Genomic DNA, 26,022 nt, shown 5'->3' on the forward strand with positions numbered 1-26,022 from the left:
TACTGGCCATCGGATTCAGGAAAAACGCGATTGTTCCACGCCTGCGTACGCCTGTCGTAGTTCTTTCGAACGATTCGGCGTCCGCCGGGATTTTCCTCCCTTCGACGGACGACAGCCGACAGGGCGGCTCCTAAAGTGGCCGACTACAGCGGGGCGCCACGTCCTCCCCGCCGCCCACGCACTCCGGAGACTTCGCAGTATGTACCTGACCCAAGGGCTGCATCGCTGTCTGCAGCAAACGCCTGATCGCACGGCCACTATCTTTCGTACCCGCCGCCAGACCTTTCGCCAGCTTGGCGACCGCGTCGCGCGCCTGGCCGGCGCACTGCGCCAGCTGGGCATGGCCGAAGGGCACCGCGTCAGCATGCTGGCGCTGAACTCGGACCGCTATCTCGAATACATGCTGTCGGTCTGGTGGGGCGGCGGCGTGCTCAATCCCGTCAATACCCGCTGGAGCGTGCCCGAGATCGTCTACTCGCTTGACGATTGCGACACCGGCATCCTGATCGTCGACGACCACTTCCTGCCGATGGTGCCCGGCATCGTTGCGAGCGCCAGCCGAAAGCCGGTGCTGATCCACGTCGGTGACAACTCCACGCCCGACGGCATGCTGTCGTACGAGCGGCTTGTTGCCGAAGCTACGCCGGTCGAAGACGCGCAGCGCGGCGGCGACGACCTGGCCGCCATCATGTACACAGGCGGCACCACGGGCAAGCCCAAGGGCGTGATGCAGTCGCACATGAACCTGTGGTCGTCGGCGATCTCGCGCATGGCGCAGTATCCGTGCCCCGAAGACACCATCACGCTGCATGCGTGCCCGCTGTTCCACACCGCGGCCATGGCCAAGGCGGTGACGCTGTTCGTCGCCGGTGCCACGCATGCGCTGATTCCCGCCTTCGATGCGAAGGAAGTGCTCGACACCATGGTGAGGGAACAGGTCAATGAAATCCTGCTAGTCCCGACCATGCTGCACGCGGTGCTCTCGCATCCCGATTTCGCGAGCCATGACCTGCGCGGCCTGCAGCGCATCAACTATGGTGCCTCGCCGATCAGTGCTGGCCTGCTCGATGCTGCGCTGGCCGCGCTGCCGCAGGTGCAGTTCTTCCACGCGTACGGACTGACCGAGGCCGCTCCGGTGGTCTCCGTCAATCCGCCCGTCAATCACGGCCCGGAGGGCCGTGCCAGCGGCCTGTACCGCTCGGCTGGCCGCGCCGGGTACGGCGTCACGGTCAAGATCGTGGACGATCAGGGCGTCGAAGTGCCGCGCAATACCGTCGGCGAAATCATCGTGCGCGGCCCGAACGTCATGCAGGGCTACTGGAACAAGGCCGCCGAGACCGCGGCCACGCTGCGCGATGGCTGGCTGCATACCGGCGACGGCGCATACATGGATGAAAACGGCTACCTGTTCATCGTCGACCGACTCAAGGACATGATCGTGAGCGGCGGCGAAAACGTCTACTCGGCGGAAGTCGAGAACGTGCTCTCGCGCCATCCGGCGGTGGCGTCGTGCGCCGTGATCGGCGTGCCTGATGCGCGCTGGGGTGAGGCCGTGCATGCGGTGATCGTGCTCAAGCCCGGCGCGCAGGCCGACGAGGCCGGCCTGCGCGAGCACTGCCGCCAGTTTATCGCGGGCTACAAATGCCCGAAGAGCATCGAATTCCGTGCCGAGATGCCGCTGTCCGCGGCCGGCAAGATCCTCAAGCGCGATCTGCGCTCCCCGTACTGGAAAGACAGCACCCGGCAGGTCAACTGAGGCGGCCGCCTTCTTTAATTCTCAGAGGAAATCGACATGAGCAACAAAGTGGTAGTGGCCGGCGTCGGCATGATCCCGTTCACCAAGCCTGGCGCCAGCGATGACTATGGCGTGATGGGCGCCAATGCGGCCAAGGCCGCGCTGGCAGATGCTGGCATCGACTACGCGCTGGTAGAGCAGGCCTACGTTGGCTATGTGTTCGGCGATTCGACGTCGGGCCAGGCCGCCATCTACGGCGTCGGCCTGACCGGCATTCCGGTCATCAACGTCAACAACAACTGCGCCACCGGCTCGACCGCGCTGTTCCTGGCGCGCCAGGCCGTGGAAAGCGGCGCGATTGAATGCGCCATCGCGGTCGGCTTCGAGCAGATGGTGCCGGGCGCGCTCAAGGGCGCTTATACCGACCGTCCTGGCCCGATGGAACGCTTTGCGAAGACCATGGCGCAAGTCCAGGGCTTCGACGAGCAGGCGCCGCGTGCGGCGCAGTTCTTCGGCGGCGCGGGCCGTGCGTACATGAAGGAATACGGCATCCGCCCGGACACCTTCGCGCGCATCTCGGTCAAGGCGCGCCAGCATGCCGCGCGCAACCCGTTTGCAGTGTTCCGCAATACCGTTACGCTGGAAGAGGTCATGGCGGCGCCGACCGTGTTCGACCCGCTCACACGCCTGCAGTGCTGCCCGCCGACCTGCGGCGCTGCCGCCGCGATCCTGTGCACGGAAGCGTTCGCGCGCAAGCATGGCCTCGACACGCGCGTGAACATCGCCGCGCAAGCCATGACCACGGACCGCAACAGCACCTTCGACGAAGGCGACATGCGCAAGGTGGTGGGCTACGACATGACCGCTGCCGCAGCGAAAGCCGTCTACGAGAAGGCCGGTGTTGCGCCGACCGATATCGACGTGGTGGAACTGCACGACTGCTTCACCGCCAACGAGCTGATTACCTACGAAGGCCTGGGTCTGACTCCGGTCGGTACTGCCGAGAAATTCATCGTCGATGGCGACAACACCTACGGCGGCCGCGTGGTTACCAATCCGTCGGGCGGCCTGCTGTCCAAGGGTCACCCGCTGGGTGCCACCGGCCTCGCGCAATGCGCCGAACTGGTCTGGCAACTGCGCGGCAAGGCCGGTGACCGCCAGGTCGAAGGCGCGCGCCTGGCGCTGCAGCACAACCTCGGCCTCGGTGGCGCCTGCGTGGTGACGCTGTACGAACGCCAGCAATAAGCGGTAAAGGAAGCACAGAGATGATCGACAAGATCCATATCGGCGCGCTGATCTCGCGCCATTCCGTCGACGTGGAGGCCGGACGCCTGCGCTTCTTCGCCAAGGCGACGGGCCAGAATGATGCGCGCTACACCGACCTGGCTGCGGCCGAGGCCGCGGGCTATCCGGACCTGCCGGTACCGCCCACTTTCCTGTTCTGCCTCGAAATGGAATCGCCCAATCCGCGCGCCATGATCGAGCGGCTGAACATCGATATCGGCAAGGTCCTGCATGGCCAGCAGCATTTCGAATACCACCGAATGGCCTATGCGGGCGAGTGCCTGACCTTCGAAACCCGCGTGGCCGACATCTACGAAAAGAAGGGCGGCGCACTGGAGTTCGTGGTGCGCGAAACCCGTGTGACTGACGCCAAGGGCGACCCGGTCGCCGACCTGCGCAGCACCATCGTCGTGCGCAACAGCTAAGGAGACAGCCATGCAGACCCTCCGGTTTGATGAGATCGCGGTCGGCACGGAGCTGCCGTCCTTTACCGCGCCGCCGCTGAACCGCCTCACGCTGGCGCTGTACGCCGGTGCCTCGGGCGACCACAACCCGATCCACGTCGATATCGACTTTGCGCGCAGGGCAGGCATGCCTGACGTATTCGCCCACGGCATGCTGTCGATGGCTTACCTCGGCCGTCTGCTGACCAACTGGGTGTCGCAACAAGACATTCGCAGCTTCTCGGTGCGCTTTGCCGCGATCACGCATGTCGGCGACGAGATCGCGTGCACCGGCACGGTTGTGGAAAAGGATGACGTTGCGCGCACCGTGCGCGTGGCACTGGAGACCCGCAACCAGGCGGGCGAAATCAAGCTGTCAGGCGATGCACTGATCGCCCTTGCCGCCTGAGGCGGCCGGACAGCCGGGACATTCAACAGATCAGCAAAGGAGTACAGGAAATGAGAAAACTCGTCGACAAGGTCGCTATCGTTTCGGGTTCGGGCCGCGGCATCGGCCGTGAAATCGCGCTGAAGCTCGCCAGCGAAGGCGCAGCCGTCGTGATCAACGACCTCGACGCGGAACCGGCACAGGCCGTGGTGCAGGAGATCGTCGCCGCCGGCGGCAAGGCCGTCGCGTGCGTGGGCAGCGTGACCGAAGCCGATTTCGGCACCCGCTTCGTCGGTACCGCGCTGCAGACCTTCGGTCGCCTGGACATCATCGTCAACAACGCCGGCTACACCTGGGACAACGTGATCCAGAAGATGACCGACGAACAGTGGTCGGCCATCATGGACGTGCACGTGACCGCGCCGTTCCGCATTCTGCGCGCCGCCGCTGACTACTTCCGCGAAGCCGCCAAGAAGGAAGCCGAGGCCGGCCAGGAAGTGTTCCGCAAGGTGGTCAACATCTCGTCGGTATCGGGCGTGATGGGCAACGCCGGCCAGGCCAACTACTCGGCCGGCAAAGCCGCCATCAACGGCCTGACCAAGGCGCTCGCCAAGGAGTGGGGCCGTTACAAGGTCAACGTCAACAGCGTGGCGTTCGGCCTGATCAAGACGCGCCTGACCGAGGCCACGGCCGGCTCGGACAACACCTCGACGCTGAACATCGGCGGCAACGAGATCAAGGTTGGCGTGAATCCGCAGCTCATGAAAAATATCGAAGCGATGATCCCGCTGGGCCGTGGCGGCACGCCGGTCGAAGCTGCGGGTTCTGTGTACCTGCTGTGCATCCCCGAGTCGAACTACATCACCGGCCAGGTGCTGATCTGCGGCGGCGGCCGTCCCTGATCGAAGCGGAGCAAGAGCATGGCATTCAATCAACGTCCCTGGATTACTGACGACCTGGCGATGTTCCAGGACGGCATCCGCAAGTTCATCGAACGCGAGCTGGTTCCGCACGAGGATCGCTGGTGGAAGCAGCAGCACGTCGACCGCGAGATCTGGCGCAAGGCTGGCGAGATGGGCATGTTGTGTGCGAGCATTCCCGAGGAATACGGCGGTGGCGGCGGCAACTTCGCGCATGAAGCAGTCATCACGCTCGAGCAGTCCCGGGCGGGCGTCAGCAGCCTTGGCACTAACGTCCACAGCGGCATCGTCGCGCATTACATCCTGCGTTATGGCACCGAGGCGCAGAAGCAGAACTGGCTGCCGAAGATGGCCAGCGGCGAAATAGTCGCGGCCATTGCCATGTCGGAGCCCGGTGCGGGATCGGACCTCAAGAGCATCAAGGCGCGCGCCGTCCGCGACGGCGACCAGTATGTGCTGAACGGCTCGAAGACCTTCATCACCAATGGCTTTCTGGCCGACCTGATCCTGGTGGTCTGCAAGACCGATCCGGACAAGGGTGCAAAAGGCGTGTCGATCGTCGTGGTCGAGACCGAGAACCTGCCGGGCTTCCGCCGCGGCCGCATCCTTGAAAAGATCGGCCAGAAGGGTCAGGACACAGCCGAGCTGTTCTTCGACGACGTGCGCGTGCCCTGCACGAACCTGCTGGGCACGGAAGAAGGCAAAGGCTTCTACCAGCTCATGCAGCAGCTTCCGCAGGAGCGCATGATCATCGCGCTGGGCGCGTTGTCTGCGATGGAACGCGCGGTGGAACTGACCACCGACTACGTGCGCGAACGCAAAGTGTTTGGCGCGACGCTGCTCGACATGCAGAACACCCGCTTCAAGCTGGCGGAGTGCAAGACCAAGGCTGTCATCGCGGGCGCATTTGTCGACGACTGCATGGCCAAGGTCCTGCGCGACGAGCTCGATCCCGAGACCGCCGCCATGGCGAAGTGGTGGGGCACGCAGACGACCTGCGAAATCATCGATGAATGCCTGCAGCTCCATGGCGGCTACGGCTACATGATGGAGTACCCGATCGCGCGCATGTACGTGAACGCACGCGTGGGCAAGATCTACGGCGGCTCGAACGAGATCATGAAGGAGATCATCGCGCGCACGCTCTGACCTTAGCGGCACCGCAGGACCATGGCTGCATGACCAGGCCCGCCAGAGGCCGGCTGCAGCCGCGAATCGGTAGAACCAATGAAAAATGGAGACAGCAAGATGCAGCAGCAAAGGCGAAAGGTTTTGCAGCAGTTGGCGCTCGGTTTGGCAGGCGCGGCATTCGGAGGCGTCGGCCTCAATGCGCGGGCCCAGGCCAACGCGGCCGGGTTCCCATCGCGCGCGGTGCGCGTGGTGTACCCGTACCAGGCGGGCGGTACCGGCGACGTGGTCGCGCGGCAGATTGCCGAGGGCCTTGCCAAAGCCTGGGGCAAGCCGGTCATCGTTGACAACCGGCCCGGCGCCGGCGGCATGATCGGTGCTGACATGGTCGCCAAGGCCGACCCGGACGGCCATACGCTACTGCTGACGCTGACCGGTATGGTGCAGGCGCCAAGCCTGTACAGCAAGGCGCCGTACAACCCGGTGCGGGACTTTGCGCCGGTTTCGGAGCTTGCCACGTCGAACCTTGCGCTGGTGGTGCAGCCTTCGCTCGGGGTGAGCAGCGTGAAGCAGCTGATCGAATACATCGGCAAGCAGGGGAAGCCGCTGGCGTACGGTTCCTATGGCCTGGGCTCGAGTGGCCATTTGCAGATGGAGATCTTCGGACGCAACGCGAAAGTGGCGCTCACACATGTGCCCTACAAAGGTGAGGCGCCAATGGTCAACGACCTGCTGGGCGGACAGCTTCCGGCCGGCATGATCGCCGCAGTCAGTGCGCGCCAGCATGCCGCCGCGGGCAAGCTGCGGGTGCTCGCTGTTGCAGGCGCAGCGCGCTCACCCATGCTGCCTGACGTGCCGACGTTTGCCGAGGCTGGCGTGCGTGGACTCGAGCGGCAGGGATGGGTGGGCATGTTCGCGCCCGCTGCAACGCCGCGCGCCATCGTGGAAAAGGTGTCGGCCGACGTCAACCGCACGTTGACCAACCCCGATTTCCGCGCGCGCATGGTCGATCTTGGGATCGTGCTCAAGGGAAGCACGCCGTCGGCTTTCTCCGATGTCGTCAAGGCCGAGCAGGCCTATTGGGCCGAAGCGATCCGTGCTTCGGACATCCGCCTGGACTGATTGCGCCAGCATGCAGTGAATCGCTGGTGCGGCAGATCGAGCCCGCGCCGGCCAGCAGCCCACCGAACAAAAGGAGATGATATGACCCGTAGCAATGCCGCCGTTCAACTTAGCGATGCGTCCGCCGAACCTAACACCCTGAACTACCACGGCTTCACCATTACACGGTCGACGCCGACCATTGGTGCCGAGGTCGGCGGGATCGATCTGGCCGAGACGCTCGACGACGCCACCGTGGCCGCGCTGCGGCAAGCGCTGGTGCGCCACAAGGTGCTGTTCTTCCGCGACCAGGACATCACGCCGGCACAGCACGTGCAGCTCGCACGCCGCTTCGGCGAACTCGAAGTTCACCCCGTCTTTCCGCATCACGAGGACCATCCCGAATTGGTGCTGCTGGGCGGAAGCAAGGACATGCGTGGCCGCGAGAACATCTACCACTCCGACGTCTCGTGGCGCGAGGTGCCGTCGATGGCGTCGATGCTGCGCTGCGTGGAGTGCCCCGACACCGGCGGCGACACGATCTGGGTCGATATGGCACGTGCCTACGCGGCCCTGCCCGACGCCGTCAAGGAGCGGATCGACGGCCTCTATGCGGTTCACGACATCATGCCCGGCTTCGGCGCACGCATGACTCCGGAGGAACGTGAAGTCAACCGCAAGAAGTTCCCTGCGGTCACGCACCCGGTCGTGCGCACGCATCCCGAGAGCGGTGAAAAGATCCTCTACGTCAACGAAGGATTCGTCACGCATCTCGCGAACTTCGGCGAGAAGGCGCAGTTCCGCGTGGGCTTCGATTTCCGCTATGGCGAACTCGATCTGCTGCAGTACCTGTTCCGCCAGGCCGCCGTGCCCGAGTACCAGGTCCGCCTGAAATGGCGGCCCAACACCATTGCGTTCTGGGATAACCGTTCCACGCAGCACTACGCCGTGCAGGACTATTTCCCCGCAGTACGCCGGATGATGCGCGCGACCATCATCGGCGATAAACCTTTCTGAAGCGCCCCCACTTTCAGGAGTTAACGCTCGATGCACAATCTCAATACGTTCTATATCGGGGGCGAGTGGGTTAAACCCGCTGATGGCGCCACGTTGGCGGATCTCGTCAACCCGGCGACGGAGGCCGTGATCGGCACGGTCGCCATGGGTGGCGCGGCCGATGTCGACCGTGCCGTGGCGGCCGCGCGCGACGCGTTCGCATCGTGGTCCAGGTCCAGTCGCGAGGAACGCCTGGCCCTGCTGCGCCGCATTTCCGACGGCTACAAGGCGCGCATCGGGGAGATTGCCGAGGCCATCAGCACGGAGATTGGCGCGCCAATCTGGCTGTGCCGTGAATACCAGGCCCCGATGGGCTTGGTACAGATTCAGGCAGCCATTGCAGCGCTCGAAGCGTTCGAGTTCGTCACCGTCAAGGGCACGACCCAGGTCGTGCGGGAGGCGGTCGGCGTGGCCGCGCTGATCACGCCGTGGAACTGGCCGGTCAATCAGATTGCCGCCAAGGTGGCGCCGGCGCTGGCGGCCGGATGCACGGTGGTGCTCAAGCCATCGGAAATCGCGCCGCTCGACGCGCGCATCTTTGCCGAGATCGTGCAGGAGGCCTGCCAGGCCACATCGACGCCCGCAGGCGTGTTCAACATGTTGTTTGGCACGGGTCCGACGGTCGGCGCGGCGTTGTCGCGCCACCCCGATGTCGACATGGTGTCCATCACCGGCTCCACGCGCGCTGGCGTAGACGTGGCCATGCAGGCCGCGCCAACGGTGAAGCGCGTCGCGCAGGAACTTGGCGGCAAGTCGCCCAACGTCATCCTCGATGATGCCGATCTCAAGGCTGCGGTCTCTCAGGGCGTGGTGAGCTGCATGCTGAATTCCGGCCAGACCTGCACGGCGCCGACGCGCATGCTGGTACCACGCGCGCAATACCAGATGGCCATCGCGATTGCGCAAGCGACGGTGCAGGCGCTGACTGTCGGTGATCCGTCTTCGCCTGACAGCAAGCTGGGGCCCAGTTCCAACCGTGCACAGTACGAACGTGTCCAGCGCATGATCGAAGCCGGTATCCAGGAGGGCGCACGCGTCGTGGCCGGTGGTCCGGGCCGCCCGGAAGGACTTGCGCAGGGCTTTTACAACCGCCCGACGGTATTTGCCGACGTCAGCAACGACATGACCATTGCCCGGGAGGAGATTTTCGGGCCGGTGCTGTCGATGATTCCTTACGACAACGAGGCTGAGGCAATCCGTATCGCCAACGACACGCCTTACGGGCTCGCTGCCTATGTCTGGTCGGGCAACCCGGCACGTGCGCGCCGCGTCGCTGGAGAACTGCGCGCGGGCTCCGTGCAGATCAACGGTGCGAAGATGGACTTTGCCGCGCCGTTCGGCGGCTACAAGACGTCGGGCAACGGCCGCGAGTTCGGCGCGTACGGCCTGGCCGAGTTCCTCGAATACAAGTCGGTCGCAGGCTGCACCGTGGATGAATGAAGGAGTGACCGATTACATGGAAACGTTTGACTATCTGGTGGTGGGTGCCGGCTCGGCAGGCTGCGCCATTGCATCAAGGCTGGCCGAAGACCCCGCCGTGACGGTGGCCCTGATCGAGGCCGGGCCGACTGATCACCATATGAGCATCTGGATGCCGATCGGCATGGCATCTACCGTGCGCAATGCCGGCCCACGCAACTACGGCTACTACACCGTGCCGCAGCCGGGCTTCAACGGGCGGCAGGGTTACCAGCCGCGCGGCAAGGGTCTGGGCGGCAGCTCGTCGATCAACGGCATGGTCTATATCCGCGGTCACCGCAACGACTACGACGACTGGGCGCGCCTGGGCTGCACCGGCTGGGGATATGAAGACGTGCTGCCGTACTTCCGGCGCAGCGAACATCACGAGGACTACAGCGGCCGGGACGATAACCGATGGCACGGTGGCACGGGCCCGCTGCGCGTAAGCAACCTGCGCTCGCCCAGCCCGTTTTCCCGGCGCTTTATCGACGCGGCAATCCAGGCTGGCTATCGGCCCAATAGCGATTTCAACGGTGCGGATCAGGAGGGAGCGGGCTTCTACCACGTCACCCAGCATCGTGGCGAGCGCTGGAATTCGGCGCGCGCCTACCTGCATCAGGGCAACGCGGTCGACAAGACTCTGAGCGGAGGCCGCAGCAACCTTTCGGTGCTGGTCGAGACGCAGGTGCTGCGTATCAACTTCGACGGCAGGCGGGCCACGGGACTGACCGTTGTGCGCGGCGGGGTGGAGCAGAAGCTGGCGGCACGGCGCGAAGTCATTGTCAGCGCCGGGGCCTTCAACTCGCCGCAGTTGCTGCTGGCGTCCGGCGTAGGCCCGGCGCGCGAGCTTTTTGACATGGGGATTCATGTTGTAGCCGACCTGCCTGGCGTAGGTAGGAACCTGCAGGACCATCCGGATGTCATCCTGAACAAGCAGGTGCATTCGCTGGACCTGTTTGGCCATTCCTTTGGCGGCTTTGTGAAGCTGTCGATGGAGTTGCTGCGCTATCGCCGCAAACGCACCGGCATGCCTAGCAGCAATTTCGCGGAGGCCGGCGCTTTCATCAAGAGTCGGCAGGGACTTGCGGCCCCTGATATTCAGCTGCATTTCATCACGGCACTGCTCAATCACGGCAGCGACAGGAAGAAGCTGGGTCATGGCTATTCCTGCCATGCCTGCGTGCTGCGGCCGAAGAGTGTTGGAGAAGTACGATTGCGTTCCCCGGACATGCGCGAAGCACCGGTCATCGATCCGCGCTTCCTCAGCCATGAGGAAGATATGACCGTCATGGTGGCAGGCGTGCGCGCAATCCGCCGCATCTTCGCGCAGCAGGCGCTGGCCAGCGCCGGCGGCCGCGAGCTGTTCACCGACGAATTCGGGCCGGGCGACGGCGACCAGCAAGCGATCGAGGCTTTCGTGCGCGAGCGGACCGACAGCGTCTACCACCCGGTCGGCACCTGCAAGATGGGTGTGGATGACATGGCCGTGGTCGATCCCGCCTTGCGTGTGCGTGGTGTGCAGGGCTTGCGCGTGGTCGATGCATCGATCATGCCGACGCTGGTGGCAGGCAACACCAATGCGCCGGCGATCATGATCGCCGAGAAGGCGGCAGACCTGATCCGGGCCGGCGACTAACGGGACGGCACTGCAATCGTCTTGCCGGCCCGCAGTGCCGTGAGGTGCTGCGGGCCGGGGCGTCGGGCCGGCTTCAGAGATAGGTAGCCACAACCACGTACGTGTTCGTGGCGCCACGGCGGCCAATCGGCTCCAGCCGCAACTGGGCCGCGCCCACTCGGGCGCTTGCGGCCTTGCCAAGGGCCGCCGCGCGCAACGCCTTGCTGACCGGGCGCCCCGCCGGCGTCAGGCAAGTGGCGTTGACCCCTTGCGCGTCCGCCTCGAACCCGCACGAGGGCTCGGTGATCGCACCCTGGAACGTGATGGTGCCGGACTGCGCGGCCGCACCGCCCGCGATACCTGCCGCAACACACAACGACAATCCGACCCGTCGCGCCCATGCCGGCACGCGCCTTTCCTTTGCGTCCATATCGATTCCCTCCATGGTGGATGCCACCTGACTGTTGCCGTGTGGCGCGGAGCGCGACCGCTGTCAGTGCTCCTGTCGCCAATAGCGGCGTGCCAGGACTGGGCTTTAGTAATTCCCTTAAAAATATTGCAGCCTGTTGACTTCTGATGCGGTCCGGCGGTGTCAGTTGCCGGCGACGGCCTGAAGAGTAGCGTTGCCGCTGAAGCCATTTGGCGCCACCGGGATATCGCCGGGCAAGGCGGGCGGCTACGCCTCAGCCCATTCTTATCGGCCCCGGTTGATTTTCGTGCGCAGCGGAGGACGATGCGGGCAGGCTCTCGGAAAAGAGGCGTCATCCGCCGTCTGGCCTCATGCGTTGCATGCGGCCCGACGGCGGATGTGGTGCGACAGGAAAAATCGGTGCGAAGGGGTGGGGTTAGCGCACCAGCAGCCGCGAACGTACGAAGCCGGCATGCGTGCGCAGCGATTCCATCAGCACGTCGGACGGCACGCGGTCGAGATCCGTGACGACGTAGCCGGTATGGCCGCGCGTCTGCAGGTGCTGGCCGTTGATGTTGACGCCATCCTGGGCCAGCAGCGTGTTCAGTGCGGCTAGCGCGCCCGGAGCATTGCTGTGGATGTTGAGCAGGCGTGCCGGCGCGTGCAGCGGACCGGGATCGACTTCGGGAAAGTTGACGGCGCCAATGGTGCCGCCGGTGTTCAGGTAGTTCAGCAGCTTGGCGGCTACCTCTGTGCCGATGTTCTCCTGCGCCTCTTCAGTGCTGCCGCCGATGTGGGGCGTCAGCAGGACATTCGGAAGCTGCTGCAGCGGACTGACGAATGGATCGTTGTTCGTCTTCGGCTCTTCCGGGAACACGTCGATTGCCGCGCCGCCCAGGCGCTTGTCGCGCAGTGCCGCCGCAAGCGCATCGATATCCACCACGGTGCCGCGCGATGCGTTGATCAGGATCGCGCCCGGCTTGAAGCAGGCGAGCACGTGGGCATCGATCATGTTGCGCGTGCGGGCCGTAGCGGGCACGTGCAGAGTGACCACGTCCGCCTGCGACACGGCTTCTTCGAGCGTACCGGCGGCACGCGCCGAGCCGAGCGACAGCCGGGCCAGCACGTCGTAGTACACCACCCGCATACCCATCGACTCCGCCAATACGCCGACCTGAGAGCCGATATTGCCGTAGCCGACGATGGCGATGGTCTTGCCGCGCGCCTCGAACGCGCCGCTGGCGCCCTTGGCCCACTTGCCGGCATGAGCTAGCGCATTCTTCTCCGGGATCTTGCGCAGCAGCATCACGGCCTCGGACACGACCAGCTCGGCCACCGACCGCGTGTTCGAAAACGGCGCATTGAAGACCGGGATGCCAGCCGCGGTCGCGGCGTCCAGATCGACCTGCGAGGTGCCGATGCAGAAGCAGCCGATGCTGAGCAGGGCGGGCGCGCTGCGGATATCGTCGCCGCGCAGGTGCGTGGCAGAGCGGATGCCGACGAGGTCATGGCTTGCCAGCACCTGGCGCAGTTCGTCGCCGGCCAGCGCGTCGGTGCGGCGCTCGACCGTCAGGCCGGCCTCGCCAAGGCGCGCCGTGGCGCTTGCATGGATGTTTTCGAGCAGGATCGCAGTCGTCACGTTCAGTTTTCCGCGCAAGAATAGGACTCGGAGAGAACAAGGTGCGCGCCGGCAGCCTCTGCTGCGGCGCGGCAATGTCTATTCTGCGCGAAAAAGCTGCCGCGGTCCCGGTGCCCCTTCCGCCAACGTTGGCACCATCGGGAGCCGCTCAGCCTACCGGGAGCGTCCGCGTCGGTCGCCGCCGAGCGGGTCGACGATGATCATGCTTTGCTGCAGCACGCCGTTGTCGTCGAAGTAGCAGCTGAAATGGGCGGTCTGGTAGCCGTCCTTGTACATCCGGTAGGTCCAGGCCTCGCGCTTCATCAGCGGGTAGTACTGCGTGGGCTCGCGTGGCTTGCCGAAGCGCTCGAGCACTTCCTGCTTGGTCCAGACTCCGACCTGCGCCTGATAGATTTCGGCTTCCGTCAGCATTTGCCGATAGCTGACGAGCTTGCCGGTCGCGTCAAAGTCCGCGGCATAGACCGTGTGGCCGAGCGGCTGCCCCGAGTAGAGCCAGCGGGACGTGCCGTTCGGAAACCTGAAGGTATCGGTGGGCTCCCCCAATGTACCGCGAACGGCACCTTGGTCGCTGCCGATCAGTCGCTGGCCGGTCTGTTCCGGTTGCAGCGACGCGCAGGCGCTCAAGGCAAGGGCTGCCATGCAAGCCAGTGTGGCCAGGCGGATTCGCATCGTGCGCTCCCGCGGGGAAATCCCGCATGCCCGGATTGTCCGGCCTGTGGCACGGCGTGCGCAATAGCGCCGGCTGCAGTCGGCGGCGCGGGACTAGCCCTCGACCTCGCTGCGGATCAGCAGCACCGGGCGGTTGGATTTGCTCACCACGCCCTCGGAGACGCTGCCCATCAACAGACGCCGTACGCCGCGCCGGCCGTGGGTGCCCAAGACGATCAGGTCTGCGTTCCAGGTATCGGCCTGCGCGACGATGGTTGACGAAATCTGCCCGGGTGCCACCGGCTTTTCGATCAGTTGGGTCACATGCCTGACGCCGGCTGCATCGAGCCTGCTCGCGGCCTCGGCAAGGACTTTGTTGCCGAATGTCAGGATACCTTGCATCAGGGCCTTGGCGTCGAAGTAGGCGACGTCGAAAAACGCGTCGCTGTCGTCGGCGACGAACAGGGCCTTGACCTCCGCCCCCGTGGCCTTGGCGATTGTGATGGCCTGGCTCAACGCCAGGTCGGAAGACTGGCTGCCATCTACGGCGAGCAGGATGCGTTGATACATGGCGGATCTCCGGAGTGTGACGGCGGATGGTCAGGAGTGGCAAATGGTTGCCGGTACGCGTGAACGCGTTGGATTCAGCGTAGGTGCATCTGAAGGTGTCGGCTTGATGTGCATCAAGGCTTGCTGCGGCAGACGCGGCATCACGGTTCGGTCGTGCCGCATTGATGCCCGTCAAGCACCTTGGCCGGCAAATGCTTACACTGGTTCACGTCCCAGGCGGTCCGCAGCGTCGCACTCACGCCTTTGCAAGGAGCAATGAACCGATGGACTACAAGACAATCCTTGTCGCGCTGGGCGACGATCCCGCGCGCGCGGCGCGCTTGCACGCCGCGCTGGTCCTGTGCCGGCACTTCGGGGCGGGGCTGGTCGGGCTGACCGCAACGGGCACGCAGCTCGAGCCGTTCCGCGGCGCCGGCGACGAGGCCGGCAAGTACGCCGAGCAGGCGGCGGCAAGCTTGCAGCGCATCGTGGATGAGAACCTGGCGGCGCTGCAGGCTGCGGTCACGTCATCGGGCAGCGGCATGAGGTGCCGGCACGCGGTGGTCGAGGCGGAGACGGGCTGGGCGCTCGCGATGGAAGGCCGATTTGCGGACCTGGTTCTGCCGCCGGCTTTGCAGGCTGGCGACAACGCCCCCGCACTGATGGCCGAGGAAGCCGAGTACGCGCTGCTCAATGCGGGGCGTCCGATGCTGCTGGTACCGGCCGGTGCCACGCTGGCACCGCAGGGGCATGCATTGGTGGGCTGGGATGGCAGCCAGCCAGCCGCGCGCGCGGTGAGCGATGCGCTGCCGCTGCTGGCGCAGGCGTCCTATGTAACCGTGGTGGTGGTGGCCGGCGCCAGTGGCGAAGACGAGAAGGAAGCAGGCGGGGAACGGCTGCTGCAGTGGCTGGCCGCGCACGGGATCGAGGCCTGGCTGCGTGTCGAACGTGGCGGACAGCCCGGCGATGAACTGCTGCGGCTAACCTATGAACTCGGTGCCGGCCTGTTGGTGGCAGGCGGCTACGGCCGCAGCCGCCTGCGCCAACGCGTGCTGGGCGGCACCACGCGCACGCTGGTGCGGCGCGCCGGCGTGCCGCTGTTCATGTCGCACTGACGATTGCCAGCGCGTTGGCGCGCGGTAAAGCCTCAGGCCGGCAGGAAGCCCTCGACCGTCAGGTAACGCTCGCCGGTGTCATAGTTGAACCCGAGCACGCGGGCGCCGGCCGGAAGTTCAGGCAGCTTGCTCGCGATCGCGGCCAGCGTCGCGCCCGACGAAATGCCAACCAGGATGCCTTCTTCGCGCGCGCAGCGGCGCGCCATCTCGCGCGCTGGTTCGGCATCGACCTGGATCACGCCATCGAGCAGGTCGGTTTTCAGGTTCTCCGGGATAAAACCGGCGCCGATGCCCTGGATCGGATGCGGCGCGGGCGCGCCACCCGAAATCACCGGCGATGCCGTCGGCTCCACGGCGAACACCTTCAGTTGCGGCCATTTCTGCTTGAGCACCTGCGCGCAGCCCGAGATATGGCCGCCCGTGCCCACGCCGGTAATCAGTGCATCGAGGCCTTCCGGGAAGTCCGCCAGGATTTCCTGCGCCGTGGTGCGCGCATGGACGTCGATGTTGGCCGGATTCTCGAATTGCTGCGGCATCCACGCGCCGGGGATCGAGGCGATCAATTCCTCGGCGCGGGCGATTGCGCCCTTCATGCCTTTCTCGCGCGGGGTCAGGTCAAAGGTCGCGCCGTAGGCGAGCATCAGCCGGCGGCGTTCGATCGACATGCTGTCCGGCATCACCAGGATCAGCTTGTAGCCCTTGACTGCCGCCACCATCGCCAGGCCGATGCCGGTATTGCCGGAGGTCGGCTCGACAATGGTGCCACCGGGTTTGAGCACGCCACGGCGTTCGGCGTCTTCCACCATCGATAGCGCGATACGGTCCTTGATCGAGCCGCCCGGGTTGGACCGCTCCGACTTGATCCAGACTTCGTGGCCGTTTCCGAACAGCCGTCGGATGCGGATATGCGGCGTATTGCCGATGGTCTGCAGGATGTTGTCTGCCTTCATGTTGTCTCCGGAGGGTTGTGCGGGCGCGGCGAACCGCGGCGCGAATGCGTGTCAGACCGGGATTCTATTAAAGTTCACAGAGCCTTGGTCGCATGCGTCATGCAGCGTGGCCCGCGGCATGGCCATCGGTGTATGCCTGCGGCCCCGGCGCGAAGCGCTCCAGCACATGGGCCGTCATGCCCCTGGCCAGTTCTTCCTCGCCGTAGAAGACCGTGCCGATTGCCTCCTTGCGCAGCATGACGGACTCGTCTTCATTGTGCGTACGCAGGACGATCTCAATCGAGGGATTGAGCGTGCGGGCGGTATCGGCCATCTGCCTGACATCGATTGGATCGGCAATGGCGACCACAAGCATGGCGGCACGCGCGATATGGGCCTGGATCAGGACGGCGGGATCGGCCGCGTTGCCCGAAACCGCCGCAATACCGCGATTGCGCAGGCTCTCCACCAGTTCGCGGTTCTGCTCCGCGACCACGAACGGAATGCCGCGCGACTGCAGCGCGCTGCCGATGCGACGCCCCACGCGGCCATAGCCGACCAGCACGACCTGGCCCTCGAGATACTTGCGCTCGGTCGTCATCGGCAATTCAGCGTACGGGTCGCCACGCTGCTCCAGGCGCCGGGCCAGTGCCGAGCGTTTGAGGACCCAGCGGCGGAACGGCTCGTTGAGGGCGAACAGCACCGGGTTCAGCGCGATCGAGATCAGCGCACCCGCCAGCACCAGGCTCATGCCCTCGGCCGGCAGCAGGCCGAGCGAGAGCCCGAGCCCGGCCAAGATGAACGAAAACTCGCCGATCTGCGCGAGGCTGGCCGAGACAGTCAGCGCGGTATTGAGCGGATAGCGGAACGCCAGCACCAGCGCGAACGCTGCAATCGACTTGCCGACGATGATGATCGCCACCGTGCCAAGCACGTGCAGCGGCTGCTCGATCAGGATTGCGGGCTTGAACAGCATGCCCACCGAGACGAAAAAGAGCACCGAGAACGCATCGCGCAGCGGTAGCGATTCCTGCGCCGCGCGGTGGCTGAACTCTGACTCGCGCATGACCATGCCGGCGAAGAAAGCGCCCAGCGCGAACGAGACACTGAACAACTGGGCCGCGCCGTACGCAATGCCGATGGCCGCGGCGATGACTGACAGCGTGAACAACTCGCGCGAGCCCGTGCGCGCGACCAGCCACAGGAACCACGGCAGCAAGCGGCGGCCCGCCACCAGCATCAGCGCGATAAAGGCACCGACCTGCAGCAGCGTCAGCGCGATGGTGGTCCACAGCGGCCGGGTCTCCGCCGCGGCCGATGCGTCCGAGCCGCCCAGAATGCCCGCCAGCGGCGGCAGCAGGACCAGCACCAGCACGGTGGCCAAATCTTCGACCACCAGCCAGCCCACCGCGATGCGGCCGTTCATGCTTTCCAGCACGCCGCGCGTCTCCAGCGCCTTGAGCAGCACGACCGTACTCGCACAAGAGAGCGAGAGCCCGAAGATCAGCCCGCTGCCCCAATGCCAGTCCCACATCCATGCAACCCCAGCGCCGAGCGCCGTGGCCAGCGCCATCTGCACCACCGCGCCAGGCACGGCGATGCGCTTGACCGCCAGCAGGTCTTTGAGCGAGAAGTGCAGCCCCACGCCGAACATGAGCAGCATCACGCCGATCTCGGAAAGCTGGGAGGCCAGATGTACGTCCGCGACAAAGCCGGGCGTGCCCGGTCCGATGATGATGCCGGCTACCAGGTAGCCGACCAGCGCCGGCACTTTGACCCGCTCGGCCAGGAAGCCGAGAACCAGGGCAATGCCGAACCCGGCGGCAAGCGTGGTGATAAGAGGGATGTTGTGTTCCATGCAGGACGAAGGGAGTGGCGGATTGAAAACGGGGCGGTCCTGCGGCGGAGCCCGGCAGTCCGGTTGCCGGTCGGGCAAGGGTGGGTCTGCCGTGCGCCGGCAGACATACCAGGCCCCTTCATGATAACGGCAGATGGACGAAGCGCTGTCGAAAGGGCAGATTCAGGCGCATGGCGAGTCTATGGCGAAGCATGGCGCGCCGGCCGTGCTGTGGGCCAGCGTGTGGCGCAGGCAAACGTTGCGTTCGGAAATTGCAGATGGTGCGCGGCCCGGTTAGCGGCGATGATCGGTGCCGATATCCTGCTACCGGCTGTTTTCCGAGTCTTCCGTCCACCATGCGCGTCCACCTGCAGTCCTACTCGCACGTCAGCCTGCATCGACTGTTCCTGGCGTTCCCGCTGACCATCGTGGCCACGCATGGCAGGTCGGTCGTCAGGCGGCGCGGCCACGAGCGGCTGCTTGTGCCGGGACACGATGTCACGATCGAGCCGTTCGAGACCATCGACATGCATCTGGACGGCAGCAGCGGCCAGCCGTCGTCGTGCACGTTCGAGATCAGGCGCGGCATGCCCGGCACGCCGCAGGATGCGTTGCACCAAAGGATTTCCAGGCGCGTTTTCCTGCAGCCCCAGTATGCATGGAGCGCGGGCTTCATCGCCGAACGTATCGACATGCCCGCGACGCAGCTGCGCCGCCTGCTGTTTTCGCAAGGCACGGCGCTGACGGACCTCTGCCGTACGCAGCGGCTCATGCGCCTGCTGTTCGAAGCCATGGCGGGCGACGTAGCCATGGCGGACCTGAAGCGGTTCGTCGGATGGCCACCCAACGGTGATGTGGAGTCGGCTTTCTATGATCGCTTCGGCGTGTCCGTACAGACCGCGAGGCGGCTGGCCAGTCATCGGGTACCCGAACTGAGGCGCTCCATTGCCTGAGTGGATTGCGTCTCTCCGGCAGCAACCGCCCTATGCAGTCATACTGGCGCATTCACGGAATCGGCGGAGGACGCTGACATGGCAGATCGAGAGCATCACTATCGGGTTTCGGTCGAGTGGACCGGCAACAAGGGCAGCGGCACGTCGGGCTACCGCGCGTATGCGCGCGACTACGTGATTCGCTCCGGCGCCAAGCCGGTCATTCCGGGCTCATCGGATCCGTCCTTTCTCGGCGATGCGGCGCGCTGGAATCCGGAGGACCTGCTCGTGGCCTCCGCCGCGGCGTGCCACAAGCTCTGGTACCTGCATCTATGCGCCAACGCGGGCATCGTCGTGCTTGCGTATGTCGATGATGCGGAAGGCACGATGATCGAAGCGCAGTCCGGCCGCTTCACAAGGATCGTCCTGCGGCCGCGCGTCACCGTGCGCGCGGGCGACGACCTGGAACTGGCTGCGCGGCTGCATCACACCGCCCACGAACAATGCTTTATCGCCAACTCGCTCAATTTCCCGGTGCTGTGCGAGCCGACCTTCGAGCAGGCGCCCGCTTAGAGCAAGCGTCGCGGTCCCGCTGTTCGGACCGCCCCGACGCTTTGTGCGCCTGTTGGCCGTTGCCCACCAAAATCAGCCTCTGACAGCTCGTTGCGTACACCTGAGCGCGCGCGCAGTCGGTGGCATGGCATCTGCATAGTCAAGGGCGAACGTCGTATCCGCCGTTCGCTTTCCATGACTACAGGAGATTCCCATGTCCACGCTACTGATCGAAAACCTGCCGCGCGTCCGCGAACTGGACCGGGCTGCCCGTGCCGCCATCCGCGGCGGCGTTGCCTACATGCCTGCTTCCATCGCGGTGGGCGAGCCCGACCCGAACGGGCACCTGCCGGGGCCGTCGATGCCCTCGATGCCTCCGCTGCCATCGTTCCCGCCGATGCCTCCGATGCTGAAGCTGCCCGAGTTTCCGGCGGGATTCCCGTTCCAGCCCAAGCCTCGTCACATTGTGCCGCTGTAAGCACCTGTCCCTCCTCGGCCGCCTCGATACGCGTCAAGCGTGCCAGGGCACGTGAGCGACCGCACCATGGACATCGTCTGGAGTGACTGACCATACCGGCAGGGCACCCGGGCGGGTGACTGACCATACCGGCAGGGCACCCGGGCGATGTCCATTCCTTCTTGAGGCGCAAGGAACTCACTTTCCGAAACTCCTATTGCTTTCATCATGAAAGTTCGGCTAGAGTTGTTAATAGCATGATGATAGTAATTGGTGGCTGAACCGACGCTGCTGCTATGTCAGTGCCATCCGGTGCCGCTTGTGGCGCCCGCAACCGTCGTCGATGTCCGTAGGAGGGGTAGTTTCATGAATACGCGCGAAGTGGTGTTGTGTCACCCGGTTCGCACCGCGATTGGTGCATTCAACGGCACCCTGAAGGGCACGCCTGCGGTTGAACTCGGGGCCGCGGCAATCGGAGAGTCGCTCAAGCGTGCAGGCATCGATGCCGGCCGCATCGGCAGTGTGGTGTTCGGCAACGTGATTCAGGCCGGCAACCGCATGAACCCTGCACGGCAGGCCGCCATCGGCGCGGGCTTGCCGGTATCCGTCCCCGCCATGACCGTGAACCGCGTGTGCGGGTCCGGTGCGCAGGCCATTGCAACGGCCGCGGACGAGGTCAGGCTTGGCTATGCCGACGTCGCCGTCGCCGGCGGCATGGAGAACATGGACCGTGCGCCTTACCTCGTGCCATCCGGCCGCTGGGGGCAGCGCATGGGCGATACGGTCATGCATGACAGCATGCTGTTCGACGGGCTGCAGGATGCGTTCTCCGGCCTGCACTCGGGCTGGCATACCGAGGATCTCGCCACCCGCTACGAGCTCAGCCGCGATGCACAGGACCGCTGGGCCGAGCGGTCGCAGCAGCGCTTTGCGCGAGCGCAGGCGCAGGGCCGATTCGCGTCGCAGATCGTTGAAGTCGCCGTGAAGGCCAAGGGCGGTACGGCCGCGTTCAAGGTCGACGAGGCCAATCGTCCCGATACCACCCTCGAGACGCTGGCGCGACTGAAGGCGGCATTTCGTGAGGGTGGAACCATTACTGCCGGCAATGCGCCCGGCATCAACAGTGGTGCCGCTGCCATGCTGGTGGCCGAACGCGCCTTTGCGGAAAGCCAGGGCATGAAGCCGATGGCAAGGCTGGTTGCCTACGGTGTCGGCGCGGTGGAACCGGGCTTGTTCGGGCTTGGCCCCGTTCCTGCCGTGCGCCAGGCGCTCGAGCGCGCACGCTGGACGCTCGGCGATATCGAGCGTATCGAGATCAACGAGGCCTTCGCTGCCGTGCCGCTCGCAGTCGCGGCCGAGTTGGGCCTGCCCCACGACATCATCAACGTGGACGGCGGTGCCATTGCGCACGGGCATCCGATCGGTGCGACCGGTGCGGTGCTGACGACGCGGCTGCTCCATGCGATGCAGTCGGACGGCATCCGGCGCGGCATTGTCACGCTCTGCATTGGCGGCGGGCAGGGCATTGCGCTTGCCATCGAATCTCTCTGAACAGACGAGACCTTATGAAGATACTTGTGCTGGGCGCGGGCGCCATGGGCGGTTACTATGGCGCGCGCCTGATCGAGGCCGGCGCGGACGTCACGTTCCTTGTGCGCGCGGGACGTGCCCGGGCGCTGGCGGAACACGGGCTGGTCGTGCGCAGCGCGCTTGGTGATTTCAGGCGCGCCGTGAAGACCGTGCAGGCGGGCGCAGTCAGGCCCGAGTACAACCTCGTGCTCATGGCGTGCAAGGCCTATGACCTCGAAGACGCCATGCTCGCAATCGCGCCGGCCGTCGGCAGCGACACGGCCATCCTGCCGCTGCTCAATGGAATGTCCGCCTATGACCAGCTCGACGCGCGCTTCGGCGGGAAGCGCGTGCTTGGTGGTGTGTCATACATTGCGACGACGCTTGCGGATGACGGAACCATCGCTCACGCCGGCAGCAACGACCGGCTGATGGTGGGCGCGCGCGCACCCGAAACGCATGATATTGCCAGGGCGCTCCACGAGCAGTTTTCCCGCTCGGCGGGCACGCGCGAACTGTCATCCGATATCGTCCAGGAGCTCTGGAACAAATGGGCGATGATCGCCGCCGGCGCGTTGATGACCTGCCTGATGCGCGGCAACGTCGGACAGATCATGCGGACGCGCGACGGCCGGAGCCTGACGTTGCAGGCGATTGCGGAGTGCGGGGCTGTCGCGGCACTGAGCGGCTTTCCGCTTCCAGAGGCGGTCGCCAATGCCGTGAAGAGCCGCCTGCTCGATGAATCGTCGACCTGGGCCGCCTCGATGATGCGCGATATCGCACAAGGCAGGCGCCAGATTGAGGCCGATGCGATTGTTGGGGATCTCGTCGCGCGTGCGGCCGTGCTCGGGCATGAGGTGCCGTTGAGCCGCATGGCTTATTGCCACCTTCAGGTCTATCAAGGCCAGCGCGCTGCGGAACGGGTCTGAGCCACGTGTGACGACGGCGGGTACGACCTGGCACTTGCCAGCGGCTCGTCCCCCCGTATCGCACTAATCTTCCTTCTTTTCCTCGCGCATTGCCCGCGGCATGCCGGTCCATACGCACCGGTGCCCGGCACTGCCGAGCTCCGATGCGAGCGCCGACAGCGTCATGGCTATCAGAACAAAGAGCCTTCGCATCGCCAGCCACCGCTTGTCAGTGCGTGTCGACGTCCAGCACCGCCTGTGCAAACGCTACAGGCGCTTCCTGCGGCAGGTTGTGGCCAATGCCGCCGGTCAGGTGCCGGTGCTCGTACCGGCTTGTGAACTTGCTGGCATAGGCGCTGGGCTCAGGGTGAGGCGCGCCATTGGCATCGCCTTCCATGGTGATCGTCGGCACGCGGATGGCAGGTGCGGTCGCGAGCTTCCGTTCGATGTCGTCGAATCGTGCATCGCCGGCGGCCAGCCCCTGTCGCCAGCGGTAGTTGTGGATGGTGATTTCCACGTGGTCGGGGTTGTCGAACGCGGCGGCGCTGCGCTCGAACGTGGCATCGTCGAAGTTCCATTGCGGCGAGGCGAGCTTCCAGATCAGCTTGGCAAACTGCCGCGTGTACTTCTGGTACCCCGCGCGGCCGCGTTCGGTCGCGAAGTAGAACTGGTACCACCACTGCAGTTCGGCTTCGGGCGGCAATGGCTGCTTGCCGGCTGCCTGGCTGCCGATCAGGTAGCCGCTGACGGACACGAGTCCGCGGCAACGGTCTGGCCACAGCGCGGCCATGATGTCGGCGGTGCGTGCGCCCCAGTCGAAGCCAGCCACGACGGCGTTCTGGATGCGCAGCGCGTCCATCAGCGCGATCATGTCGACCGCGACGGCGGACGGCTGGCCGTTGCGGAAGGTATCGGGCGACTGGAACGTGGTCGCGCCATGGCCGCGCAGGTAAGGCATGATGACGCGATATCCGCGTGCCGCCAGCAATGGGGCGACATCGACAAAGCTGTGGATGTCGTAAGGCCAGCCATGCAGCAACAGCGCGACGGGCCCGTTGGCGGGGCCCGCTTCGGCGTAGCCGACGTTAAGCACGCCGGCATTGACGTGCTTGATCGGTGCGAAGGTGGTATGCGTTCCGGGCAGGGCAGAGGGCAGGGGCGAGGCTTTCGCCACGCTGGTCTGTGCCTGTGCTGCCTGCGAAAGGCCAAACTGTGCTGCGGCCAGCGTGGCGGCCGCAGCACCCAGAAACCCCCGGCGGGGCAGATCGACTTTCTCCGACATCGCGTTCTCCTGTGTGCTGAACAATCTGTGCACGAGTCTAGGAGGCCGCCGCATGCGGCATGTGTCGAAGTTCCTGGGCTTTGTATCGCCATGTATATGGCGCTGACCAGCGCATACATCGATACAAAAAGATGCCTTTGCCGGGTCACCGCCCTTGTGGGGCGTTATGAAACGATAGCTCCACGCCGATGCGGTCGCCTGCACGGACGCGGCTGATCGCATGCCGAAGGTTGACGCGATAGTGCCCGCCTGCTCCCTTGTGAGGGCGCCGGGCTGTGCTGATGATAGCCATGTCGCCAATCCCCAGCGGCACCACCGCTGGCCGCGACTGCATGCGCGGGCGCTGCTCGGTCATCACGAATTCACCGCCCTGGAAATCCACGCCCGGTTCGCTGAGCAACGCGATGACCTGCAGCGGGAACACATGTTCGCCATCGGCACGTTGATGCAAGGCGAGATAGTCCCCAGAACGAAGGCGATGCAGGCAGGACAGCGGCTGCGATTGACCGGCTTCCCGGTTGTGCTTGATGAACTCGCGCAGTTCCCGAGGGTAGCGGTAGTCGATATTCATCAGTGCGTTCCACCGGTTCGCGATGGGCGCGAGCTTGCAATACAGCGCCGTGCGCCAGTCCGCCCACGGATCGGGAAGCACACCGCCGAGACAGACCATCTCGCCGCGCCCGAGGCCGGCCGATTCCAGTGAGTGGTGGTGGAAGGCGCCCGATTGTCCTGCGTCACGGCCGAGCTCCCTTGCCTGCTCCGGCGAGAGCAGGCCGGGCAGCCCGGCATACCCGTCCTGATCGAGTTGTGCAGCGATCTCCTGCCAGTCCAGCCGGTCGAATGTCATAGCGGAGGAGGGCATCGCATCGTCCCGGTCAGGCTTCGGCTTCGCGCCGCAGCAGTTCGCGCTTGCGATCCACGCCCCAGCGATAGCCAGCGATGTCGCCATCGCGGCGGACGACGCGGTGGCACGGAATCGCGATGGCAATGTGGTTGGCGCCGCAAGCCTGAGCGACGGCGCGCGTGGCCGTGGGCCTGCCGATACGTTCGGCGATCTCCGCATAGCTCACGGTCGTGCCGGGCGGGATCTCGCGCAAGGCCTGCCAGACGCGTTCCTGGAACGCGGTGCCACGGACGTCGAGCGGCAGGTTGAGACCGATGGATGGCGCCTCAACGAAGCCGACCACCTGGGCCACGAGATTTTCGAAGCCGGCATCGCCACCGATCAGCTGGGCATTGGGAAACTGGTCTTGCAGCTCGCGCACGAGCGCATCCGGGTCATCGTTGAGCAGGATCGCGCAGATGCCGCGCTGGCTTTGCGCGACCAGGATGGCGCCTAGCGAACACTGGCCGACCGCGAAGTGAATCACCGCGCCGGTGCCGCCGGCGCGGTAGTCGCGCGCGCGCATGCCGAGCAACTGGTCGGAGGTTTCGTAGAACCGGCTGTTGGAGTTGAAGCCGGCATCGTAGATGGCCTCCGTCACCGATGCGTTCGGCGTGCCAAGGCCCGCGCGCAGCCGGCGCGCGCGGTAGGCCGATGCATAGGCCCTGGGCGTCAGGCCGGTCTCGGCCTTGAAGACGCGATGCAGGTGGAACGGGCTCATGCCGGCGCGCGCGGCCAGTTCGTCAAGGCTGGGGACGGTGTCCGAAGCTTCGATCAGTCGGCAGACCTCCGCCACGAGCGCAGCGCGCCCGGCGGCCGCGCTGGTCCGGTCGGCGCGAGCACGGCGGCTGGCTCGGTATCCGGCGGCTTCGGCCGCTGCGGGCGTATCGAAGAACTCGACGTTCTCGCGCTTCGGCAGGCGCGCGGAAGCACTGGGACGGCAATAGACGCCTGTCGTGCGCACGGCGTAGACAAAGTATCCGTCAGCGGCGGCGTCGCGCGCCTGTACTGCCTGCCAGCGCGATGCTTCGCTCGCGTACATGGCGGTGCCGGTGCCTTTCGCGTTCATGGTGCATGTCCTGGAAGGGTCGATCACAGTGCCAGAATAGGCCCGGATTCGATCGCAAGAACTCCGATTCTTGCGGACTAATTTCCCACAAATCCTGGACAACGGGCAGACGC

At 65.4% G+C, this 26,022-nt stretch carries 26 protein-coding genes; 17 read left to right on the forward strand and 9 right to left on the reverse strand.

Annotated elements, in window-relative coordinates; genetic code table 11:
* The first annotated feature begins 199 nt into the window (after positions 1-199).
* From ACIGJG_RS25125 to ACIGJG_RS25170, 10 genes are all read left to right on the forward strand, one after another.
* On the forward strand, positions 200-1,756 hold the full coding sequence (locus ACIGJG_RS25125; protein WP_483673164.1) for a long-chain-fatty-acid--CoA ligase: 1,557 nt from the start codon (positions 200-202) through the stop codon (positions 1,754-1,756).
* Positions 1,757-1,792: 36 nt separating this feature from the next.
* On the forward strand, positions 1,793-2,980 hold the full coding sequence (locus ACIGJG_RS25130) for a lipid-transfer protein (RefSeq protein ID WP_011300871.1): 1,188 nt from the start codon (positions 1,793-1,795) through the stop codon (positions 2,978-2,980).
* Between the two features lie 20 nt (positions 2,981-3,000).
* Positions 3,001-3,444, forward strand: a complete 444-nt coding sequence (locus ACIGJG_RS25135; protein WP_220630152.1) for a MaoC family dehydratase N-terminal domain-containing protein — start codon at positions 3,001-3,003, stop codon at positions 3,442-3,444.
* 10 nt (positions 3,445-3,454) lie between these two features.
* Entirely contained in the window at positions 3,455-3,871 is a 417-nt protein-coding gene (locus ACIGJG_RS25140) for a MaoC family dehydratase (protein ID WP_011300869.1), read from the forward strand.
* 50 nt (positions 3,872-3,921) lie between these two features.
* Entirely contained in the window at positions 3,922-4,752 is an 831-nt protein-coding gene (locus ACIGJG_RS25145) for an SDR family NAD(P)-dependent oxidoreductase (protein WP_011300868.1), read from the forward strand.
* An 18-nt stretch (positions 4,753-4,770) separates the two neighbouring features.
* Positions 4,771-5,919, forward strand: coding sequence for an acyl-CoA dehydrogenase family protein (locus tag ACIGJG_RS25150; protein WP_483673165.1), 1,149 nt, complete (start codon positions 4,771-4,773; stop codon positions 5,917-5,919).
* A 99-nt stretch (positions 5,920-6,018) separates the two neighbouring features.
* Entirely contained in the window at positions 6,019-7,020 is a 1,002-nt protein-coding gene (locus tag ACIGJG_RS25155) for a Bug family tripartite tricarboxylate transporter substrate binding protein (RefSeq protein ID WP_011300866.1), read from the forward strand.
* Positions 7,021-7,101: 81 nt separating this feature from the next.
* Positions 7,102-8,016, forward strand: a complete 915-nt coding sequence (locus ACIGJG_RS25160; RefSeq protein ID WP_011300865.1) for a TauD/TfdA dioxygenase family protein — start codon at positions 7,102-7,104, stop codon at positions 8,014-8,016.
* Between the two features lie 30 nt (positions 8,017-8,046).
* Positions 8,047-9,495, forward strand: a complete 1,449-nt coding sequence (locus tag ACIGJG_RS25165) for an aldehyde dehydrogenase family protein (protein WP_011300864.1) — start codon at positions 8,047-8,049, stop codon at positions 9,493-9,495.
* Positions 9,496-9,511: 16 nt separating this feature from the next.
* Positions 9,512-11,152, forward strand: coding sequence for a GMC family oxidoreductase (locus ACIGJG_RS25170; protein WP_483673166.1), 1,641 nt, complete (start codon positions 9,512-9,514; stop codon positions 11,150-11,152).
* Between the two features lie 73 nt (positions 11,153-11,225).
* Here ACIGJG_RS25170 and ACIGJG_RS25175 read toward each other — a convergent pair whose 3' ends face one another.
* The 4 genes from ACIGJG_RS25175 to ACIGJG_RS25190 form a co-directional block, all read right to left on the reverse strand.
* Positions 11,226-11,561, reverse strand: a complete 336-nt coding sequence (locus ACIGJG_RS25175) for a hypothetical protein (RefSeq protein WP_049796504.1) — start codon at positions 11,559-11,561, stop codon at positions 11,226-11,228.
* Between the two features lie 415 nt (positions 11,562-11,976).
* Positions 11,977-13,197 (reverse strand): phosphoglycerate dehydrogenase, encoded by a 1,221-nt coding sequence (gene serA / locus ACIGJG_RS25180; RefSeq protein ID WP_483673167.1) that lies wholly within the window; start codon positions 13,195-13,197, stop codon positions 11,977-11,979.
* Positions 13,198-13,332: 135 nt separating this feature from the next.
* Positions 13,333-13,848, reverse strand: a complete 516-nt coding sequence (locus ACIGJG_RS25185; RefSeq protein ID WP_011300860.1) for a hypothetical protein — start codon at positions 13,846-13,848, stop codon at positions 13,333-13,335.
* Between the two features lie 93 nt (positions 13,849-13,941).
* The gene (locus tag ACIGJG_RS25190; RefSeq protein ID WP_011300859.1) at positions 13,942-14,397 is read right to left on the reverse strand and encodes a universal stress protein; all 456 of its coding nucleotides are present in this window, start codon (positions 14,395-14,397) and stop codon (positions 13,942-13,944) included.
* A 263-nt stretch (positions 14,398-14,660) separates the two neighbouring features.
* Here ACIGJG_RS25190 and ACIGJG_RS25195 point away from each other — a divergent pair, with 263 nt between their 5' ends.
* Entirely contained in the window at positions 14,661-15,491 is an 831-nt protein-coding gene (locus ACIGJG_RS25195; RefSeq protein WP_483673169.1) for a universal stress protein, read from the forward strand.
* A gap of 32 nt (positions 15,492-15,523) precedes the next feature.
* On the opposite strand, the gene cysK is transcribed toward ACIGJG_RS25195, so the two are convergent.
* Together cysK and ACIGJG_RS25205 are read right to left on the reverse strand one after the other, a co-directional pair.
* Complete coding sequence (cysK, locus tag ACIGJG_RS25200) at positions 15,524-16,441, reverse strand: cysteine synthase A (RefSeq protein WP_011300857.1); 918 nt, start codon at positions 16,439-16,441, stop codon at positions 15,524-15,526.
* A 97-nt stretch (positions 16,442-16,538) separates the two neighbouring features.
* Positions 16,539-18,278: a cation:proton antiporter domain-containing protein gene (locus ACIGJG_RS25205; RefSeq protein ID WP_011300856.1), complete on the reverse strand. Its 1,740-nt coding sequence runs from the start codon at positions 18,276-18,278 to the stop codon at positions 16,539-16,541.
* 133 nt (positions 18,279-18,411) lie between these two features.
* Between ACIGJG_RS25205 and ACIGJG_RS25210 the strand changes: the two genes are divergently transcribed.
* The 6 genes from ACIGJG_RS25210 to ACIGJG_RS25235 all read left to right on the forward strand — a co-directional run bounded on the left by ACIGJG_RS25210 (position 18,412) and on the right by ACIGJG_RS25235 (position 22,696).
* Positions 18,412-18,555, forward strand: coding sequence for a hypothetical protein (locus ACIGJG_RS25210; protein ID WP_166487092.1), 144 nt, complete (start codon positions 18,412-18,414; stop codon positions 18,553-18,555).
* A gap of 58 nt (positions 18,556-18,613) precedes the next feature.
* Positions 18,614-19,210, forward strand: a complete 597-nt coding sequence (locus ACIGJG_RS25215) for a hypothetical protein (RefSeq protein ID WP_041680257.1) — start codon at positions 18,614-18,616, stop codon at positions 19,208-19,210.
* Positions 19,211-19,288: 78 nt separating this feature from the next.
* Positions 19,289-19,762 (forward strand): OsmC family protein, encoded by a 474-nt coding sequence (locus ACIGJG_RS25220; RefSeq protein ID WP_011300854.1) that lies wholly within the window; start codon positions 19,289-19,291, stop codon positions 19,760-19,762.
* A 193-nt stretch (positions 19,763-19,955) separates the two neighbouring features.
* Positions 19,956-20,219: a hypothetical protein gene (locus ACIGJG_RS25225; protein ID WP_011300853.1), complete on the forward strand. Its 264-nt coding sequence runs from the start codon at positions 19,956-19,958 to the stop codon at positions 20,217-20,219.
* A 345-nt stretch (positions 20,220-20,564) separates the two neighbouring features.
* A complete protein-coding gene (locus ACIGJG_RS25230) occupies positions 20,565-21,749 on the forward strand; it encodes a thiolase family protein (RefSeq protein ID WP_011300852.1) in 1,185 nt (394 codons plus the stop codon).
* Positions 21,750-21,763: 14 nt separating this feature from the next.
* On the forward strand, positions 21,764-22,696 hold the full coding sequence (locus ACIGJG_RS25235) for a 2-dehydropantoate 2-reductase (protein ID WP_011300851.1): 933 nt from the start codon (positions 21,764-21,766) through the stop codon (positions 22,694-22,696).
* Positions 22,697-22,904: 208 nt separating this feature from the next.
* On the opposite strand, the gene ACIGJG_RS25240 is transcribed toward ACIGJG_RS25235, so the two are convergent.
* The 3 genes from ACIGJG_RS25240 to ada form a co-directional block, all read right to left on the reverse strand.
* The gene (locus ACIGJG_RS25240) at positions 22,905-23,957 is read right to left on the reverse strand and encodes an alpha/beta fold hydrolase (RefSeq protein ID WP_011300850.1); all 1,053 of its coding nucleotides are present in this window, start codon (positions 23,955-23,957) and stop codon (positions 22,905-22,907) included.
* Between the two features lie 145 nt (positions 23,958-24,102).
* A complete protein-coding gene (locus ACIGJG_RS25245) occupies positions 24,103-24,804 on the reverse strand; it encodes a 2OG-Fe(II) oxygenase (RefSeq protein ID WP_373460983.1) in 702 nt (233 codons plus the stop codon).
* 28 nt (positions 24,805-24,832) lie between these two features.
* The gene (gene ada / locus ACIGJG_RS25250) at positions 24,833-25,909 is read right to left on the reverse strand and encodes a bifunctional DNA-binding transcriptional regulator/O6-methylguanine-DNA methyltransferase Ada (RefSeq protein WP_181184553.1); all 1,077 of its coding nucleotides are present in this window, start codon (positions 25,907-25,909) and stop codon (positions 24,833-24,835) included.
* Positions 25,910-26,022: the final 113 nt, after the last annotated feature.

The sequence above is a fragment of the Cupriavidus sp. C1SS-2L genome, assembly GCF_057073735.1.